Raw genomic sequence first — 19,334 nt, 5'->3', positions numbered from 1 at the left:
GTGGCTCTCCTCATCAGCGGCGGCTGGCCGGATCGAACAGCACGACGGTCTCGCCGGGGCCGACCCAGCGCTGTTTGGGCAGGGTCACGGAACGCCCGGTCGCGCAGTCGATGCCGCGACCGGTGGCAGGGCACTTGTAAGCGAAGGTCTGATCCTTGGTCGTGTTCATGGCGATGTGGTAGCCGGCGTACGAGAGCCGGTAGAAGGGCGCCCGCCCTGACTCGACGGCCTCGACTCCGATCTCGGTGGCTCCGAGCTTCGGGTCCATGTCCGCGGGAGTCCGTGCGATCGGGAGCTGCTCCCCCGCGTACGCCTGGTGCAGCGCAGGGCCAGGAGGGGTGAACCCGCCGGGGAAGAGCCCGTTCCCGTCGCTGTCGTTGATCGTGTAGTCCCAGCAGACCCAGTCCTGGATCGTGAAGTTTCCGACCGGGGCAGCGGAGCCGAACTCGACCTCGTTCACCACGGTTCCGCTGCGCTCGGTGTCGGGGCGCAGCAGGTGCACGCGCGACCAGCGGTTGACTGCCTGACGCGCCCGCCAGTACAGCGACGCGTACAGCACCTCGTCGCCCCGCTTGAGTGCGACGACACCGGCCGTGGCATCCGCGAAGAGGAAGTCCGGACGTCCCCATCCGGCGGGCAGGCGCGTGCTGCTGGCCGCAGTCGCCTGGAACGTCGGCAGGTCGTGCATGAGGAACCGTGCCGCGTTGAGTCCGATGCGGCTGGAACGGTCGGTGTGCAGGAGTTCGAGGATCGGCCCGAACTGGCCGTCGTCGATCATCTCCTGAGTCCACCCCACGAGCTGCGCTGTCGGGAAGACCGACGCCGCCTGCATGGGGTTGACGTCCTTGTCGGTCGGCGTCGCGTAGACGACCTTTCCCGCGTAGTGCTCATTGCGCCAGCCGACGATCGATTCCAGACGCATGACCCGCTCACCGTCGGCGGTGAAGCCCTCATGGCGGAACCAGCCGCGCGCGTGCAGGCAGGTCTCGATGTGGGCGCGCAGCTTCTCGTCCTCTCGACGGATGCTGCCGCGCGTGACCGCCTCGTACATGCCGGTGAGCAGGTCTCCGGTGATCTCCCCGTAGCCGCCGACGTAGCCGAGCTCACGGCTGAGCCCCTGCGCGCTGTAGATCCGGTAGTCGCGCCCGAGCTTCCACTTCTTGCTGCCGTCGGCATTCTCTCCGCTGGAGAGCGGAAGCAGCCCCACTGCCTCGTAGATCCATTCGCGGGCGCGCTCCTCCGGCCAGGCATCCGCAGGCGAGAGCAGTTCGAGCCCCTTGTTGCACAGGTAGATGCCCAGGCTCGTGAACTGCACCTGGTTGGTGTAGTGCCGCTGGTTCTGGCGCCAGAACTCCCGGCTGGCCACGAGCATCTCACGGTACGCGTCACGACGCACCGGCATGTCGGGGAACTGCGGCGGGGCGCCCGCGGTCTGAACGAGTTCGACGTCATCGAACCAGGCGGTACCCGCCCCTTCGAGTCGCAGGTCGATCCGCATCGCCGCCGCCTTCGCCGGGACATCCAGCGTCGCGGTGATCTGCTGCCAGTCATGCGTGCCGCCATCGGCGAAGAACTTGCGATCGGCCTGCAGCACGGCACCGGCGGCATCGTAGAACAGCACGTCGAGGTACGGGCCGACGCCGGTCACGGCCTCGGCGCGACACCACACCGAGACCCGATAGGTCCCCGTTCCGACGAGCGGCCGACTGCCCGATCCGAGCGTCACGCCGACAACGCTGCCGATCGCCGTCTGATCCGCGACGACCCGGATCGCCCCCGCGCCGGAACGCACGATCTCGGTGTCTGCTGAGACCGCACCGGTGCCGCGCCACTTCTGGACCGACCATCCCGCCGTGCCCGCCTCGAACCCGGCATTCGGAACGACGATGCTCCCGGTCGCGACCTGGGCCGTCAGCAGCGGTTCGATGTCGCCCCAGAGCGTGTCCAGCGCGAGCGCCACCCGCCCGAAGCCGAGCCACTGCTGGCCGGACGCCGTGAGGACCGCGTCGTTCGCCTTCCACGCCACATAGTTCGCATCGATCGCCTCGCAGATCTTGGTAAGGGCCAGCTCGGAACCGTATGCGGGGCTGTCCTTCCATCCGTACCCGAGCGCGAGCGTCATCCAGGCCCAGGGATCGATGGACGCCGACGGCTTGCCGTGGAGCAGCTGACGCTGGTCATCCAGGACGCGCTCACGGACCAGTGCCACGGCATCCGCGGAGTCATCCGCCCGTCGCCGCTCGGCGACGGGGCTGCCGAACACGTCGTCCGGCGCTGGGACGAAGTACGCGTCCACGTGCGTGTACGCGGCGTAGATGGGCCGCGTGGATGTCGTCATCGCCCGGTAGTAGTTGTCCGCGTTTCCGTAGGACCACAGCCGGCCCAGCGAGCGGACCTCGAGTTCGAGGTCCGTCCGTCCCGCCGTCAGAGTCTCCGGAAGCGGGATCGTGTGCAGGTAGAACTGCCCCGCGATGCGCGGCTCCTGACTGTTCTGGTCGAGGCTGTCCACCGGACCCTGCTCGAACCAGCCGACAGCCTTCCCGTCGACGAACAGCTGCAGTCGCCATTCCTGCTCCACCGTGCCGAAGTCCTCACCCCACAGCTTCACCGAGACGTAGGTCGTGCGGGCCGGGTCGACCTTCATGCGGAAGCGCATGGTGCCGCCCCACACCTCGGCAGGCTCGGTCGGGTCGAGGGTCCGCGCAGGCTGGACGAGCGCTCCGACGAGTGCCGAGGATCCGGATGCCGCGAAACCGTGTACCTGCTCGGAGACGACGTCGCCGAAGCCGATCCGGTCGAGCGCTCGGGGGCGCGGGGGCGTCGAGGCCTTCGCCGCCTCGGACTCACGCGCGTCCGAGGGCGTCCAGATCGCCGGAAGGGCGAACGCCAGGCCGGAGGCCTGGACGAATGTGCGACGGCTGATGGGGGGCATGCGGTCTCCTTCGTCCGATGCGCGCAGGCGCGCGGTTCAGTTCAGTGCGAGCGGCTCGTCATCGACGACGAGCCGGGCCCTCACCGGGCGCTCACGAACCCGGGCACCTGTTCGACGGCGTGGAACGGCTCACCCGCGATGTACCGCGCGAGCTCGTCGACGATGTCCCGTCCGAGCCGGTGCAGCTCGTTGCCGGTCGCGCCGGCAAGATGCGGGGTGAGGTTCACGTTGGGCAGCGTCCACAGCTCGTCGTCCGGAGCCAGCGGCTCCGGATCGGTGACGTCGAGGATGGCCTCGATGCGCCCGTCGCGCAGGTGCACTCGCAGCGCGTCGTGATCGATCAGAGCACCGCGGGCGGTATTGATGATCACGGCGCCGTCGCGCAGCAGAGCGAGCTCTCCCGCCCCCAGCATCCGCTCGGTCTCCGGTGATGCCGGCGCGTGGAGCGAGACGACGTCCGACCCGACGAGCAGCTCGTCGAGTCCGACCTTCTCCGCACCGAGGGCGACGATCTCGGACTCCGACGCGTACGGATCGTAGATCAGTACGCGCAGATCGGTCGGCACCAGCAGCTGGGCGACGCGTCGACCGATGCGCGAGGCGCCGATGAGCCCGACCGTGCGCTCGTAGTTCCCGGTGTCGGCGAACTCGAGCTCGCGATCGACGAATGCTCGCCGCTGACGGTACAGGCGTTCGGCGAACCCGACGCGCTTGCCCGCCAGCAGGATCGTCGCGGCCGTGTACTCCGCCACCGCCTGCGCGTTGGCGTCTCCGGCATTCGTGAATGCGATGCCGCGACGCGTCGCCTCTGCGGTGTCCAGCACGGCGCTCGCCGCGCCGCCCGCGAACACGAGGGCGCCGAGCTTCGGCAACCTGTCCAGGAGGTCGGCGTCGATGTAGGGGCAGCCCCACCCGGCGAGGACGACCTCTGCTTCGATGAGACGCTCACGGTCGCGCGGCTCGCTGAAGTCGGTGATCACGGAGCGGTCAAGGTCCACGAGTTCATGGAGTCGTTGCCAGTGCGGACCGAACAGGTTCTCGGCCAGCGCTGGCGGGTTCATCACCGACACGGCGCGCGGGCGACGGGTCACTTCTTCATCTCCTCGATGCTCCATTCGTCGCGCCACCGCAGTGCGGCGCGACCCTCCCCGACGCTGAGCGGCAACCAGACCGGTGCCGATGAGGCGAGGTCGTCCCGCGACCAGCGGTCACCGATATAGACATGACCGGCTCCCACGGGCAGCACGACGCTCACCTGCGAATCGAACGTGCGGCTGCCCGGTGGGGCGAAATCGCGCCAGTCGGACCACGGGCCATGGAGTGCCGTCGCCGTGGCGTACTTGTTGTCGTTGAGATCCCACCCGGTCAGGTCTGAGCCGAACAGGTAGTAGACGCCGTCGCTCTTGACGAGCGTCGGGGATTCGTAGCCGATCTCCGGGCGATTCTGCTGGCGCAGCGTCACGACGACCGCCTCCGCACCGCAGTAGTCATCGCGCAGCCGGTAGATGTGCAGCCCGTTCTCGCGGTCCTCGGAGAGGAGATAACCGACACCGTCCTCCTGGTACACGCCGATGTCCCGGCTGATGTTGCCGAGCGGACGCTCGCTGCCGAGGTACTCGTACGGGCCCTCGGGACGGTCGGCGACCGCGTAGCCGACCCGCGCGTCCGAGTAGTCCGCGCTCTCGACGTGCAGGATCAGCACCCATCGGCCATCCGGGCGGTGCAGCGCCTTCGGGCGTTCGATGATGCGATCGGGCGACAGATCCCCTTCGCCTGCGCGCAGGGCGTCTCCGACGTACTCCCAGTGGGCGAGGTCGGCGGAGCGATAGCACGCGACAGCGGTGAACCGATCGCCCGCCGTCTTGTCCTCGCCCCAGGCGTACCAGTGCTCGCCGACCCGCTGGATGCCGATGCCGTGGAGCTGCGCCACGCGCCCCCGATCGTCGACGAAGAGCTCGCCCGTTCGGATACCGGCGCTCATCGCACGGCTCCGGTCACGCGCAGCACACGTGCTCCGATCCCTGCACTCGTGTCGAGACGGATGCCGTCGGTCTCGCGATCGAGCGCCCACGATGCGTCCCCCGCGGGGAAGACCTGCTCGACGTCGCCCGTGACCCCCGGGATCCGGATCGAGCGGGCGTCGTCGCTGCGATCCCAGACGAACAGCAGCGTCTCGCCATCGGAGTGGAGCCCGAGGCATACGGCGTCGTCGTCCCACCCCGGAAGCCCGAGCGGCCAGAACGCCTGTGCTCGCGCGAGACCGCTGCGCAGACGCTTGTGCAGCGCGACCGCCTCCGCAACGAGCTCCCGCTGCGCTTCGCGCAGTTCGCCGAGGAAACCGGAGAGGTAGAGCCGACCGCTGAGGCCGGTGACCAGCGTGAACGCCGTCTCGGCATCCGTCATGTCCACGGCCGGGTACGCCCAGTTCCCGCACTGCTCGGGCAGGATCGACGCCGGCGCCGAAGCCGCGATCGGCGGATAGAGCCGGAAGTCCTGCTGGTCGCTCGTGGATTGCAGGTGGGTTCGGGACAGGTAGGCGTAGTCGGCCCGCATCCCCCCAGACGCGCAGTTCTCGATCAGGAGACCAGGATGCCGCGCCTGCACCTCATCCAGCCATTCGCCGAAGGCCCGCACGTGCCCGAGCAGACCATCACCGGCCGCGGTCGCGCGCCACTCCGTGCCCGCGCCGGGGTTGATGTTGTAGTCCAGCTTCAGGAAGCTCACCCCGTAATCGCGCACGAGCCGGTCGACCGTCTCGTCGAGATGCGCGCGTGCGGCAGGATGGCGGAAGTCGAGGTGGTACCGGTCGTGCTCGCGCACCCGCGTACCGAAGCGTCGGAAGAACGCCTCCTCGGGAAGCTCGGATGCGGCTGCACTGCGGACGCCGACGACCTCCGGTTCCAGCCAGAGCCCGGAGCGCATGCCCGCGGTGTGGATGTCATCGATGATCCCGCGCAGGCCGCGGTCGTCGAAGATGCTGCGCGCCTCCCGCCATTCGCCGACTGTGTCCCACCAGTCGCCGACCTCGGGGTCGGCGAACCAGCCCGCATCGATGCAGAACACCTCGGCGCCGGCCTCGGCCGCGCCGAGGATCAGCGGCCGCAGCCGTTCGGAGCTCTGCTGCCCCATCAGGGTGTTCATGAAGTCGTTGTAGACGACAGGGAGCTCCGGGCCGCACTGGCGAACGATCGCCCTCCGGTGGCTCGTGAGACCGACGAATGCGGATTCGAGCTCGGTCCCGAGAGCGAGTGCGACCGGCGCCGTGACGAACGCTTCGCCCGGTGAGAGGGCGTGCGCGAATTGATGCTCGAGGTCGGTCGGACCCAGCAGCGATACGCCGATGCCTTCGAGGCCCTGGCTGATGTCGACGTGCCAACCGACGCCGCTCTCGATCTGCCAGGCGACGGTTGCGCCCGATTCGTGCACGAGCGCGCCGACGGGAAGGTGCTCGCCCGTCGACCACGCGCCATGACTGGTGACGAAGGCGTGGCCACGGCCGTCCTGACCATGGAGGGGAAGCGCGAGCGGAGGGAGCTCGTCGACGAGGCGTCGCCGAGACCAGCGATTCTCGGCGAGCCATTCGCTGCGTGCCGTCAGCAGGTCGTAGGCAGCGCCCGCGTCTGCTCCCGATCCCAGGCCGAAGCTGAGCGAGCTGATCGCCGTGAGGACGACGGTCTCCTCGGTCGTCGAGCGCACGCTGTGCTGTGCGCGCAATGCGGCCCCCGAGAGGGTGAGAGTGCTTTCGACCTCGAGCCCGGTCTCGCTGTCGCGCTGCACGATCGTGACGGTGTCGGGTCCGGCATCCGCGTGCGCGGACCGCAACCGCGACCCGACGGACGATCGGGTGTAGGCCTGGCTCGTGCGAGCGCGCTGCTCGGATGCGGTGAAGATCTCGATGAGGGGCACCGCACGGCCTCCGCTGAACGACAGCGACGCCGGCCGATCCGCGTTCCAGGAGACGGTGAAGGCCCCGAGTTCAGCGGTCATGCGTCCACCCGCTCGAGGGCGCCGGCGAATCCGAGCGTGCGGTTGCAGATCACCGCGGCCACGGCAGCGAGCGCCGGCGCAGAGAACCAGGCGATCGCACCGACCACGGGCAGCGTGGTCATGAGGATCGAGACGCCCGCGAGCAGGAGCCACACCAGGGCGAGATGCGGGCGCCGCAGCACGATCCGGCCGGCAGCGAGGGCGAGCGCGATGCCGCGGAGTCCCGAGCCGGCCGCGACGGCGAACATCGAGGAGATCAGCACGACGGCGCCCACCGCCGCCAGCGCGGTGACGGCGAGGAGCGCTTCGGCGTTCCCACCGAGAACCGCGATGTCGTAGCCGAGCAGGAGCACGCCGACGGGGATGACGGCGGCCATCGCCCACCGGGTGCGCGCGGCATCCGCGAACGCCGACCAGAAGATGCGCCCGGCACGCGCATTCGCACCGCGTGCACGCAGCGGATCGGCTGCCTTGACGAGCGCCTGGAGCGCGGGTCCGAGCGGCAGCAGCGATACCGCTCCCAGCGACAGGGCGAGATGCGTGAGCTGCCATCCCACCAGCGCCTGGAACACGAGCGTCGGCATGAGGCAGACGACGAAGGATGCCGAGAGGAGGAAGTACTGGAACACGGCGAGGAGCATGGTGGCGACAGCGCCGTCATACCCGAGCAGACGTCCGATCCTGGAGGTCGTGACGGCACTCATCCCTTCACCGCCCCGACCGACATGCCCTTGATGAAGTAGCGCTGGAAGCCGGCGAAGATCGCGATCGAGGGGATGATCGCGAGGATCGCTCCGGTGTAGATCAGCTGCCACTGCGAAGTGAGAAGCCCCACCATCCGGTTGATCGCGACGTTGATCGTTCCGGCCGACGACGAATCGAGGAACACCAGAGGGATGAAGAAGTCGTTCCACAGCCCGAGCGCCTGGATGATGACGAACGCGCTCGTCACCGGCATCAGCATGGGGAACACGATCAGCCAGAAGGTGCGCAGGCGACCGGCACCATCGACGTGCGCCGCCTCTTCGACTTCCACGGGGATGCCCTTGATGAAGCTGCAGTACAACAGGATCCCGAAGCTGGCCGCACCGCCGAGATGGACGAGGATGACCGCCGTCAACGTGCTGTACAGGCCGACGTCATTGAAGCCCTTGACGAGCGGGATCATCCGGACCTGGAACGGGATCATGAGTCCGGCGATGAACAGGATGTAGAGGAACCGGCCGGTCCACCCGCCGACGCGTTCGATGCCGTACGCGGCCATCGGGACGATGGCGACGAGCAGAACCACCGTGCCGACCGTGATGATGAGGGTGTTCAGCAGAGCCTCCGGATAGTCGGTCTGCTGGAAGAGCGCGACGTAGTTGTCGAGCGTGAACCGGGTCGGCAGCCCCATCGGGTCGATCGTGATCTCCGAGTACGACCGGAAGGACTGCAGCAGCGCGTAGACGACCGGAGAGGCGACGGCCAGCACCAGGACGGACAGGACGACCATCACGATGATCTCGCCGATCGTCCACTTCTTCTTCTCGCGCGGCGTCCTCGTCTTCTTCGGCAGGACCTGCGCGCGCGTCGCGTCTGCAGCACTCATGCTTGGATCTCCCTCTTGCGCATGTATGCGTTCGCTCCGACCGTGCTGACGATCACGACGAGGAACAGGACGACGGCGGCGGCCGAGCCGAACCCGGCACGGTACTCGCCGAAGCCCACCTTGTAGATGAAGAACGCCATGGTCTCGCTGACGAAGCCCGGACCGCCCGAGGTCAGCACCATGACCTGATCGAAGATCACCCAGCCGGCGATCATCGCCAGCGTCATGTTGACCGTCACCGCGCCCGCGATCATCGGCCAGGTGACGTTCCAGAACACCTTCCAGCTGCCGGCCCCATCGATGCGCGCCGCCTCCAGCAGCTCCTGCGGAACGGACTGCAGGTTCGCGAGGTAGATCAGCGTGGTGTTCCCGCCGAGCGTGAAGCAGGTGATGAAGAGGATCACCCAGACGACGATGCTGCTGTCGCCCAGCCAGTCCCTCGCCCAGTCCGGCATCCCGAGGTCGCGCAGCAGGGTGTTGACTATGCCGAAGTTGTAGTTCAGCAGGTACTTCCAGATCGTCGCCATGATGAACGCGCTGACCAGTGCCGGCAGATACACGGCGGTGCGGAACAGCCCTTGCGCGTGGTTGAGCTTGTCGAGCATGAGGGCGACGAGCAGCGCGATCACGTTGATGACGAGCGCCGAGCCGAGTCCGAGGATGAGCGTATTCTTCACCGCGTTCCAGAAGCGGCTGCTCGTGAGGATGTCCTCGTAGTTCTTCACACCGACGTAGTCGTACGACTCGCTGATGCCGTCCCAGTCCGTGAAGCTGAGCTGCACGGACTGCAGCGACGGGACGATCACCATCAGCAGGTAGATGACCAGCGCCGGGGCGACGAAACCTAAGAGTACGAGGCGTCCTCGTGTCGCGACGCGCAGGCCGCGCTTGCGCGATGCCGTGGGCGGCGCCATATCCGGCGCACCCTTGAGGGGCGGTTCGCCGGTGAGCAGCGCCGTGGCGCTGACGACGCCGGCACCGCCCTCCATCGAGCTCTGATCGCTCATGTGTCCTCCTACGGGCACGGGACGTGGGATGGGGTGTCGGGGGTCCGAACGGCCGGAACGGCATTCGGACCCCCGACAGGAGATCAACCGGCGGCTGCGACCTGGGCGTCGAACTCCGCCTGGGACTTCTCGATCGTCTGATCGATCGTCGTCTGCTTGTCCTGCATCTCGATGCGCGCCTGACGGAAGAACGTGTTGAAAGCACTGAACGTGCTCATCTCGGGTGCGTTCTCGTACCAGACGAGGTTCGGGTTCTCCAGCAACGCGAAGTAGTCATCGGCACCGGGGATCGAGTCGTTCTGCGTGACCTCGTCGGACTTGACGATGTTCGGGGACAGCCACCCGTTCTCCTGCATGAGGTTCGCCGCGTCCACCGAGTAGAAGTACTTCAGGAACTCCACGGAGGACGCCATCACGTCCTCGTCCTCCGCCGCCTGCGACGAGATCGCGAGGCCTCCGGCGGTGTCGCCGATGGGGCTGTTCTTGAGCACATAGAGCTTGCCGTCCTCGGCGGGGATGATGAACATTCCTGCATTGAAGTCCGGGTCCACCTTGCTGATGTCCATCAGCCGGCCGAGGCCTGCGGATGAGGTCGCCATCACGGCCTGATCGTTCACGAGCAGCGTGGTCGTCTGAGCATCCGCTGTGGACTGCCATCCCTGGAGGAGGAAGTTGTCGGTGATGTACTCGAGCTGCTCGAGCGGCGCACGCAGGTCTTCGACGTCCGCGCCGCCCTCAGCGGCGACGTTCCAGAACCCGCCCTGGTCGCCGTACTCCGCGAAGGTCGGAGCGGCGAGAGGCTTCCACAGCTGATCCGCCGGCCAAACCTCGGCGGCAGCGGTGGCGAGCGGCACGTCGCCGTTCGCCTTGATCTCCTCCATGAGCGAGATGAACTCGTCGTAGGTGGTCGGCACTTCGAGGTCGTTCTCCTCGAAGTAGTCCTTGTTGTAGACGACGTTGATGCCGATCTCACCGTTCAGGGCGCTGTACGGCGTCGTGTACACGTTGCCGTCTGCCGCCGCCGCGAAGGCGTCCGGCTGCAGCAGTTCGGTGACGTCACCGGGGATCGGGGCCAGCTTGCCCGCGTTCACGTAGGTCAAGGTGTCGCGCATGTCGACGATCGCCGGCCACTTTCCGGTCGCGTCGACCGTCTTGAGCGCCGTGGCGTAGTCGCTTCCCGCGGGGAGCGGATCGAGTTCGACGACGGTCGAGTCGCTCTGCTCATTGAAGGCCTGGACGAGCGCGTCGACCGTGGCGTTCCAGGTCTCGTCTCCCGTCGCGTACAGGAAGCGGATCGTGGTCTTGTCTCCCGTCGCACCGGCGTCGTCCGCGCTGGAGCAGCCGGCGAGCGCGAGCATCGATACGGCCGCCGAGACGGCGACCAACGCGACCCGACGACTCATCGGACGCATCATTGCGTGTGTCATTGCATCTCCCTTGATCATGGGCCGTGGCGGCTCCGTCAGAAGGGACTGTAACCCAGGCGGCGAGCGCTTTCCAAGCAAAAAGTGAAACTAGTTGCATCACAATTGAATATCGGCCAGAATCGACGAGTCCGACGTTTGTCGCGCCCTCCGGAACGCCACGCTTTCGCACTCGAGAGCTGTGTATCGTTTCAGGAAACAAGCGAAGGAACGCACGATGACGCAGCGACTCGACGACTTCTGGGCCCACGACCCCTTCATCCTGCCGTTCGTGCCGGAGCAGACCTATTACCTCTACACCGCCGCCCGCGGCACGACGGCGATCGTCGCCTACCGCAGCACCGATCTCGAGAACTGGTCTGCAGAACCCGTCGAGGTGTTCCGCGTGCCGGAGGGCAGCTGGGCAGCACCAGACGAGGCCCCTTGGGCGCCGGAGGTGCACGAGTACCGCGGCCGGTACTACCTGTTCACGACGCTGCACGACTCCCGTCGTGAAATCGAGATCCCCGGCGGCGCGCGCTTCCGCGCCGTGTCCGACCAGTCCGCGCGCGAGATCGTACCGACCGCGCGGGGCACGGTGATCGCCGTCGCTGACCATCCAGCCGGGCCGTTCGAGCTGCTCCGCACCGACGCTCCGGTCACCCCTGCGGAGTTCATGACGCTGGACGGCACGCTGTTCATCGACGACGACGGCGCCCCATGGATGGTCTACGCGCACGAGTGGGTGCAGATCTTCGACGGCACGATCGAAGCCGTGCCCCTCACCGACGATCTGCACTCCGCCTCGGGCGACCCGATCCTGCTGTTCCGCGGTTCCTCGGCGCTCCTGCTCGATCAGCTCCCGCCGAGCGCGCGCACGCGGATGCCCTACGTCACCGACGGTCCGCAGCTGCGCCGGCTCCCCGGCGGCGCGCTGCTGATGATCTGGGCCACCTACCGACCGACATCGGACGGCGGCTCGGAGTACGTCGAGACGATGGCCCGCTCGCGCTCCGGACGACTGCAGGGCCCGTGGGAGCAGCTGGACGTGCTGGTCGACGGCAACGCCGGACACGGGATGCTGTTCGACACGTTCGACGGCCGCCTCATGCTCGTGCTGCACCGGGGGATGAACACGCCGCGCGTGCGCGCCGAACTCCACGAGGTCCTCGAGGATGACGACCTCCTGCGTCTGGCCTGACCCCGCCTATCCGGAAGCAACGGGCGTCAGCGCGCCCGGTCCAGATCGCCGCCTCGCTGAAGCGCCTGCATCCTGCAGGACATCCGCGTGAATGCAGGGCCGCTCGCGCAGGGTCGACCTGCAGGATGCAGAATCCACTGCAGGATGCAGGCGTCTCAGTGCGTCAGATCGAGCCGCCCACCGGGGCGCCGAACTCCTCCAGCCGGGCGATGACGTCCGCCGAGAGATCGAGCGTGCTCGCGGCGACCGCGTCATCCAGCTGGCTCGTGCGCGAGGCGCCGACGATCGCCGTCGTGACCACGGGATCACGCAGGACCCAGGCGACCGCGAGCTGCGGGATCGAGATCCCGGCATCCTTGGCGACCTGGTCGATCCCGCGGATGCGACGCAGGTAGTCGTCGGTGAGCGCCGAACCGTCGAGGTACCACGACCGGGTGGCGCGAGAGCCTTCCGGCACCGTGCCGTCCAGGTACTTGCCGGTCAGCAGTCCCTGCGCGAGCGGCGAGAACACGGCCGACCCGACCTGCAGCTCTCGCAGCGCCGGGAATAGCTCGGCCTCGGGCGAGCGGTCGAACAGCGAGTATCGCGGCTGGTGCACGAGCAGGCGGACGCCCTCAGCGGCGAGCAGCTCGTGCGCGCGGCGCGTGAGCTCGGCGGAGTAGTTCGAGATGCCGACGTAGAGCGCCTTGCCGCTGCGGACGATGTCGGCGAGCGCCTGCACCGTCTCCTCGATCGGGGTGTCGGGGTCGAAGCGGTGCGAGTAGAACAGGTCGACATGGTCGGTGCCCATGCTGCGCAGGCTGTGCTCGAGCGAACGCATCAGATACTTGCGCGAGCCGCCGTCGCCGTACGGCCCCGGCCACATGTCGTAGCCGGCTTTGGTCGAGACGAACAGCTCGTCTCGGTAGCGGCCGAGGTCGCTCGCCAGCACGGCACCGAACGTCTTCTCCGCCTGACCGTAGGGCGGGCCGTAGTTGTTCGCCAGGTCGATGTGCACGATTCCGCGATCGAACGCATGCAGCAGGATCTCGCGCTGCGAGTCGAGCGAGCGATCGCGTCCGAAGTTCTGCCACAGCCCGAGCGAGACCCGCGGCAGCGGGATGCCGCTGGCACCGGCCCGCAGGAACGGCACGTCCTGGTAACGGCCTGGGGCGGCGACGTACTCGGGGGCGAGGCGGTGGTCGTCGGCTTCGATGGGCATGCACGTCTCCGTCTGACTTGACTGCAGGATCTTGACAGCTCAGATTGTATCGATAAATTGCTCGCGTCAGAGCGCGACGGGAATGCGCGTGGTGAGCAGGCCGACGTCGACGAGCGAGCGCTCGAGCGCGATCATGGCGATCCCGGTGGCGACCGGGTTGCCCCGCACCGTCGAGACCTCGAGTTCGAGCGCTTCCCCAGCACGACCGGGCGACTGATCGCGCATCCGCTCGCGCGCCGCAGGCAGCAGTCGCTCACCGAGCGACCAGGTGGTCCAGCCCGTGAGCGTGACCACCTCCGGGTTCACGACGGCCACGAGATCGGCCAGCGCGGAGCCGAGGTAGTAAGCGGTGCGGTCGACCGTCTGCTCCGCCGCCGCATCCGACGCCTGCGCGGCCGCGGCGAGTCCGGTGATGAAGTCGCGCTGCATGTCCACATCCGCGAGCGGATGGCTCGGAGCGAGTTCGCGCAGCGTCTGCTGGATGCCGGGGACGCCGATGTACGCCTCGACGCATCCGTGCCGCCCGCAGCGGCACCGTCGCCCGTCGAGCACGAGGAGCGAGTGCCCCCACTCCCCCGCCGAGTTGGTCGATCCGCGCAGCACCCGGCCTTCCAGGACGATTCCCGCCCCGACGCCGGTGCCGAGGTTCACGGTCGCCATGCTCGAGGCCGAACGCCCACGGCCGAGCCAGAGTTCAGCCGCCACCATCGCCTTGAGCGGGTTGTCGATCACGAGAGGCAGACCGATCCGCTCCCGGAGCTGATCGAACTCGACGTTGCGCCACTCCCAGTTCGGGATGACCACGGCGATGCCCCCGGGCTCCTGGATCAGCCCGGGCATCGAGATCCCGACGCCGAGGACCTCGGATCGTTCGACGCCTTCCCTGGCGAGCAGGTCGTCCAGCACCGTGCCGATCGCCTCGACGAAGCCCTCCGGCTCGAGAAGATGCTCGTCGTGCACGCTCTCGGCCTGTGCCCGCGGGTTCAGCGCGGTGTCGAACATCACCGCGCGCACGTACGTCTCGGCGACGTCGATGCCGACGACCCTCCCGCGTGCGGTGTTCATCGCGAGCACCGCGGTCGGTCGACCCACCTGACCGGCAGACGTCTTCGTCTCGACGACGATGCCCTCGTCGATGAGCTCGGAGACGATGGTGACGATGGTCGCCGCGCTGAGGCCCGTGGCCCTGGCGAGCGCGGCGCGCGTCGTCTCACGCGCCGAGAGCACCGCGTGCAGGACGTCGATGATGGAGTCGCTGCGGATGTCGCGCGACGTGCGTCGAGGCACTACGGAACTCACGCCCGCACCTCAGCGGTCTCGAGACCGGCCGCAGTCAACCGCACCGTCGTCTCCTCCCCTGGTCGAACGTAGACTGCCAGTCTCCCACCGAATGTGCGGCGCTCCGCCTGTCGATACGGTGTGACGTCGGCGAGGTCGCCGTTCTCCAGTCCGAGCAGCGTCCCGCCCTCCACACCGACGCTCACGATCGCGTCGCCGTTCGCGTCGGCATCCTCCGCGCGCAGGGCGCACTCGATCTGGATCACGTCGTCGATCTCGATCCCCGCGGCGCGGCAGAGGCGGGCGGCGTCTTCGGGTGCCGTCCACACCACGGCATCCAGTCGGTCCGGCGCCCCGGACAGGCGCAGCTCATCGCTCGCCACGAGGTCCTCTCCGTCCTGCACGCGCAGCGCGACAACCGCAGCGGATGCCGAGACGACCGCACGCCAGTACCCGCCGTCCACGTCGAACTCCAGTGGTACGTCCGTCCCGTCCGCCGTGAGTCGTGCGTCACCGCCGGAGGCGAAAGCGAGGACCTCGATCGCCCCGACCCCGGCATCCCACTGCCGTGAGATCGGGTGGGTCCAGAAGTTCTTGCGCGCCGTCTGCGGCTCGTGCGTCCGCACCGCGAGGTACGCGGTCGGCTCGTCTGACCACCAGCTCCGGCGGAGGTGCCATTCGTGCTTCGGGAACCCGGCGAGCGTCAGCAGCCCGGCCCCGGATCCGTGGACGGGCCAGCCGCGGGCCTCGCCGAGGTAGTCGATGCCGGTCCACAGGAACTGGCCCGCGACGTACGCGTTGTCCGCGACCGCGCGCCACTCGGCGTAGCCGTGACCGTTCTCGCTCCCGAGGAACGGCTTGGCAGGGAAGCGCTCGTGGTCGGCGGCGTAGAGCTGCTCCTTGTAGTTGTAGCCGACGACGTCGAGGTCATCGAGCAGTCCCGTCCGGCTGGAGAGCTCGGGGAAGGCGGCCGCCAGCGTGACGGGTCGGCTCGGGTCCGCCTCGCGCACGATCCGCCCCAGCCGACGCGCGATGGTGGTGAGCCGGCGGATGTCCGGTCGACTCGGATCGTAGACGCGCTCCTGCGCCGGCTTGTTCGCGTCGTTGTTGCCGGTCATCTCCTGGAACAGCTCGCTCACGTACGGGTCGTTCGGGTAGTCGACCTCGTTCCCGATGCTCCACGCGATGATCGACGGGTGATTGCGGTGCGCGGCGATCATGTCGCGCAGATCGCGCTCGTGCCACTGCGGGAAGTGCGTCGCGTAGCCCTCGTGCTTCGGCGGGTACACGTTGTGCCCCTGCCACCACTTGTTCTTGGGGTTGTCCCACTCATCGAACGCTTCGTCGATCACGTAGAAGCCGAGCGCATCGCACAGCGCGTAGAGCACCCGGTCGTGCGGATTGTGCGCCATCCTGATGGCGTTGCACCCCATGTCCTTGAGGGCGAGCAGCCGCCGCAACCAGACCTGGGCGGGCACCGCGACGCCGAAGCAGCCCGCATCCTCGTGCAGGCAGACCCCCCTGAGCGTGCGGGACTCCCCGTTCACGAACAGCCCGCCGTTCGGGTCGAACACGAGGGAGCGGATGCCGACGGTCTCGCTGCTCTCGCTGCGACCGCGCGCGGCACCGGTCCGCCAGGTCAGCTGCGTCGTGAGGCGGTGCAGTGCGGGATCGGTATCCGACCAGCGCTCGGGATGCGGAAGCCGACCGTCCACGACGAGCTCGACGGTGCCGCCTCCCGGCACCCGCATGTCCCGCTCGAAGACGTGCTCGACGCCGGAGCCGAGCGAGCGCAGCTCGTGCCGCACGCGCACATCGGCATCCTCTGCCCGGTCGTTGACCAGAGTCTGCGCGATGCGGATCACCGCGGACTCCGCCGTGACGTCCGACGAGGTGAAGGCCGTGCTCTGCGGCGCGACCCTGACCGGTCCGTGCACGTCGAGCGAGACCCCCCGGGTGATGCCGGAGCCGTTGTACCAGCGCGAGTCAGCGATCTCGGTGCGATCGACGCGCACGCTGATGACGAGATCGTCATCCGGAGCGTAGGAGACGATCTCGGTGAGGTCGAAGGCGAACGGGACGTGACCGTTCGGGCGTCCGCCGAAGTGGTAGCCGTTGACCCAGACGTCCGCATTCTTGTAGACGCCGCCGAAGGCCAGCGTGATGTGCGAGTCCTCGTCGCGCGCGAGGGCGTCGAGCGGCACGTGGGCGCGGTACCAGCCGATGCCGCCCGGCAGGTATCCGGTGCCGCTGGCGTGCTCCGACGCGAAGTCCTGCTCGACGCTCCAATCGTGCGGCACCGTGACCGCGCGCCAGTCGGAGTCATCGAATCCCTTGGCCCACGCACCGCGGTGATCCTCGAGTGCGAACAGCCACTGCGTGACGGCGAGCGTCTGCACGCCGGTCATGCGGCATCCGCCGTGGGCGCGTAGCGGGCGAACACCCGCGTGAAGACGACCGCGTGGACGACGGCGAGGCCGCTGAAGCCGATGAGCAGCCAGAGCAGGCCGTAACCGGTGACCTGCGGGGAGAAGATGCTGACGACGACCGCCAGCACCGTGACCGCGAGGACCGCGAGCGCGGCCAGCGGGTGACGCAGACCGATCAGGCGAGCGTTGCGGAAGACGTCGCGCGTCGAATCCTCGAAGCGCGCGAGGTAGGGGAAGACGAAGAGGACGGACGTCACCGCGATGAAGGCGAGCACGTACCAGGCGCCGAGCAGCACGAACTGAAGAATCGGGTCGGTGATCAGCTTCGTCACGACGAGGTACCAGGCCGCGAAGGCGCCGCAGACCGCCGCGAGAAGCAGCGCGATGACGGTCGCCTGGCGGAAGTCGCGCCGGAACGCCGTGAAGTAGTCGCGCGTGATCGAGTGGTCCTCGCCCGCGACGATGCGCATGGCCGTCGCGTTCAGCGCGGTGAGAGAGGCGCCGATCGTCACGATCGGCAACGACGTCGCGATGAACAGGATGTTGAGAATCATGACGTCCGCGATGCGCGAGAGCGTGCGCATGAGCGCGGAATCGGCGGCGAAGATGCCGGGCATTGCTCGATCCTCTCGGTCGAAGAAGGATGCAGTGCCGGGTGGGCCTCTCGGCCCACCCGGCGTTGTGGTCTAACCGAGGTCCTGGCCCTCGGCCCAGGCGTCGATGTCCGCCTGCAGGGAGTCCCTGGCGTCCTCGTAGCCAGCGTCCGTGAGCTTCTGCCGCATCTCGTCGATGGCGGCGGCCGGGTCCTCGAACTTGCCGTACTGCAGCTGAGGGATGTACTCCGAGAGCACGGCGCCCATCGCGGCGAGCGTCGGGTCGATCATGCTCTTGTCCACGATCAGCGTCGAGTACGGGTACTCCTTGGCGACCTCATCCAGCGAGGCGTAGATCTCATCCTTGTTCGGCGCCTCGGTGACGCGCTGCGGCTCGTACTCGTCCATGCGGCCGGCCCAGAAGTTCGAGCCGAGCGAGTCGACGGACGGGTCGTAGCCCTCGGGGAAGCCCAGCATCCCGTCATCGGTCATGACGTAGTCGGTGCCCTCGATGCCGAAGTTGACCAGGTCGTAGATCTCCTCGTCGTTGCGGATCAGGTCGTACACCTGAAGCGCCTTCTCGGGGTTGCTGGAGTTCGCGCTGACTGCCATGGCACCGTGCGTCAGGATGTCCTTGTACACGTTGCCGTTCTCCTGGCCCCAGTAGAACATCTTGGGGTCGGAGCCGGGCTGCTTCTTCGTCATGTTGTCGACGATGGCGCCGATGTACGTCTGGGTGTGGTGCTGGTCGACACCGCTGAGGGCGGCGTAGAACTCTTCACGGGTATCTCCGTCGTAGTTCAGCGCGTCCTCGCGCCACACGCCGATGTCGTTCCACTCCTTGGCGAGCTCAGCCGCCTCGAGCAGTTCGTCGCCCTCCATGTAGACCGAGGTGACCGTGGTCGGGTCGGCCGCCGAGAGCTGGAACGGCGCGAAGATGCCCGCGCTCACGCCCTGCAGCGTGACGAGGTCGGTGTGGCCCTGCCAGTACCCGGTGAGCGCGGCCTCGTTGGTGCCGACGACATCCCACGGGTACGCCTCTGGCTGGTTGTCCTTGACCCACTGGAAGTAGGTCGTGAAGTCCTCGAACTTCGTGATCTCGCCGTTCTCGAACCCGGCAGCGGTCGCCCAGTCACCCCGGTAGAAGAACCCGTGGTTGGTGTACTGGGTGTAGTTGTCCTCCGGGATGAACATGATCTCGTCGTTCAGCTTGGTGAGATCCCAGTGGCCCTCGGCATCCACCTGCTCCCACGTCTGCGGGGCGTTCTCCTTGAGCATGTCCTCGGTGAGCGGCAGGAACGCGCCCTTCTCGGAGTTCTCCCACGCGTAGAGCCAGTCGGTCGCCGTCGTGATCAGGTCGATGTTGTCATCACCGGACAGCAGCTGAACGTTGTACTGCGTCTGCCAGTCGGCCCACTCGACGTAGAAGAAGTCGAGGGTCGCGTTGACCTTCTCCTTCAGCTTCGGGTTGAGCTCGTCCAGCATCGCCTCGAGGCGGCCGTTGGTGGGCTTGTTGCCCAGGACGAGCATGGTGATCTTGGTGGCGTCGCCGCCGCCTTCCTCGCCGCCGGCGGGCGAGCAGCCCGCCAGGGCTCCGACACCCAGTCCGACGACGGCGAGCGCCGCTGCGGATGTGAGGATCCGTTTCTTCATGTGAGACTCCTTCGGCTCTGTGATTGCAGGGGGCGGCCCGGGTCGGGCCAGGGACGTCA

At 67.8% G+C, this 19,334-nt stretch carries 14 protein-coding genes; 1 reads left to right on the top strand and 13 read right to left on the bottom strand.

Annotation, left to right across the window (positions count from 1 at the left end):
* Nucleotides 1-13 precede the first annotated feature (13 nt).
* From ACWAT3_RS04805 to ACWAT3_RS04770, 8 genes are all read right to left on the bottom strand, one after another.
* The gene (locus ACWAT3_RS04805; protein WP_460796319.1) at nt 14-2,932 is read right to left on the bottom strand and encodes a carbohydrate binding domain-containing protein; all 2,919 of its coding nucleotides are present in this window, start codon (nt 2,930-2,932) and stop codon (nt 14-16) included.
* 80 nt (nt 2,933-3,012) lie between these two features.
* Nucleotides 3,013-4,023 carry a hydroxyacid dehydrogenase gene (locus ACWAT3_RS04800; RefSeq protein ID WP_460796318.1) on the bottom strand — a complete coding sequence of 337 codons (1,011 nt, stop codon included), beginning with the start codon at nt 4,021-4,023 and terminating at the stop codon, nt 3,013-3,015.
* The gene (locus tag ACWAT3_RS04795) at nt 4,020-4,913 is read right to left on the bottom strand and encodes a family 43 glycosylhydrolase (protein WP_460796316.1); all 894 of its coding nucleotides are present in this window, start codon (nt 4,911-4,913) and stop codon (nt 4,020-4,022) included. Before ACWAT3_RS04795 ends, ACWAT3_RS04800 begins: the two co-directional genes overlap by 4 nt.
* Nucleotides 4,910-6,919: a glycoside hydrolase family 36 protein gene (locus ACWAT3_RS04790; RefSeq protein WP_460796315.1), complete on the bottom strand. Its 2,010-nt coding sequence runs from the start codon at nt 6,917-6,919 to the stop codon at nt 4,910-4,912. Before ACWAT3_RS04790 ends, ACWAT3_RS04795 begins: the two co-directional genes overlap by 4 nt.
* Nucleotides 6,916-7,623: a hypothetical protein gene (locus tag ACWAT3_RS04785; RefSeq protein ID WP_460796313.1), complete on the bottom strand. Its 708-nt coding sequence runs from the start codon at nt 7,621-7,623 to the stop codon at nt 6,916-6,918. Before ACWAT3_RS04785 ends, ACWAT3_RS04790 begins: the two co-directional genes overlap by 4 nt.
* Entirely contained in the window at nt 7,620-8,510 is an 891-nt protein-coding gene (locus tag ACWAT3_RS04780) for a carbohydrate ABC transporter permease (RefSeq protein ID WP_460796312.1), read from the bottom strand. The genes ACWAT3_RS04785 and ACWAT3_RS04780 overlap by 4 nt, the downstream gene beginning before the upstream one ends.
* The gene (locus ACWAT3_RS04775) at nt 8,507-9,517 is read right to left on the bottom strand and encodes a carbohydrate ABC transporter permease (RefSeq protein WP_460796310.1); all 1,011 of its coding nucleotides are present in this window, start codon (nt 9,515-9,517) and stop codon (nt 8,507-8,509) included. The genes ACWAT3_RS04780 and ACWAT3_RS04775 overlap by 4 nt, the downstream gene beginning before the upstream one ends.
* 83 nt (nt 9,518-9,600) lie before the next feature.
* Entirely contained in the window at nt 9,601-10,920 is a 1,320-nt protein-coding gene (locus ACWAT3_RS04770) for an ABC transporter substrate-binding protein (RefSeq protein ID WP_460796309.1), read from the bottom strand.
* 238 nt (nt 10,921-11,158) lie between these two features.
* On the opposite strand from ACWAT3_RS04770, the gene ACWAT3_RS04765 reads away from it, so the two are divergent.
* On the top strand, nt 11,159-12,121 hold the full coding sequence (locus ACWAT3_RS04765; RefSeq protein WP_460796307.1) for a glycoside hydrolase family 43 protein: 963 nt from the start codon (nt 11,159-11,161) through the stop codon (nt 12,119-12,121).
* A 163-nt stretch (nt 12,122-12,284) separates the two neighbouring features.
* Here ACWAT3_RS04765 and ACWAT3_RS04760 read toward each other — a convergent pair whose 3' ends face one another.
* The 5 genes from ACWAT3_RS04760 to ACWAT3_RS04740 form a co-directional block, all read right to left on the bottom strand.
* A complete protein-coding gene (locus ACWAT3_RS04760; protein WP_460796305.1) occupies nt 12,285-13,322 on the bottom strand; it encodes an aldo/keto reductase in 1,038 nt (345 codons plus the stop codon).
* Between the two features lie 66 nt (nt 13,323-13,388).
* Entirely contained in the window at nt 13,389-14,621 is a 1,233-nt protein-coding gene (locus ACWAT3_RS04755) for an ROK family transcriptional regulator (protein WP_460796304.1), read from the bottom strand.
* Nucleotides 14,618-17,008 (bottom strand): glycoside hydrolase family 2 TIM barrel-domain containing protein, encoded by a 2,391-nt coding sequence (locus tag ACWAT3_RS04750; RefSeq protein ID WP_460796302.1) that lies wholly within the window; start codon nt 17,006-17,008, stop codon nt 14,618-14,620. The genes ACWAT3_RS04755 and ACWAT3_RS04750 overlap by 4 nt, the downstream gene beginning before the upstream one ends.
* A complete protein-coding gene (locus ACWAT3_RS04745) occupies nt 17,005-17,646 on the bottom strand; it encodes a YesL family protein (protein WP_460796300.1) in 642 nt (213 codons plus the stop codon). Before ACWAT3_RS04745 ends, ACWAT3_RS04750 begins: the two co-directional genes overlap by 4 nt.
* Nucleotides 17,647-17,715: 69 nt before the next feature.
* Nucleotides 17,716-19,275 carry a DUF3502 domain-containing protein gene (locus tag ACWAT3_RS04740; RefSeq protein ID WP_460796298.1) on the bottom strand — a complete coding sequence of 520 codons (1,560 nt, stop codon included), beginning with the start codon at nt 19,273-19,275 and terminating at the stop codon, nt 17,716-17,718.
* Nucleotides 19,276-19,334: the final 59 nt, after the last annotated feature.

Source organism: Microbacterium sp. GXF0217 (assembly GCF_054798195.1).
This window is presented reverse-complemented; position numbering and strand designations above follow the sequence as displayed.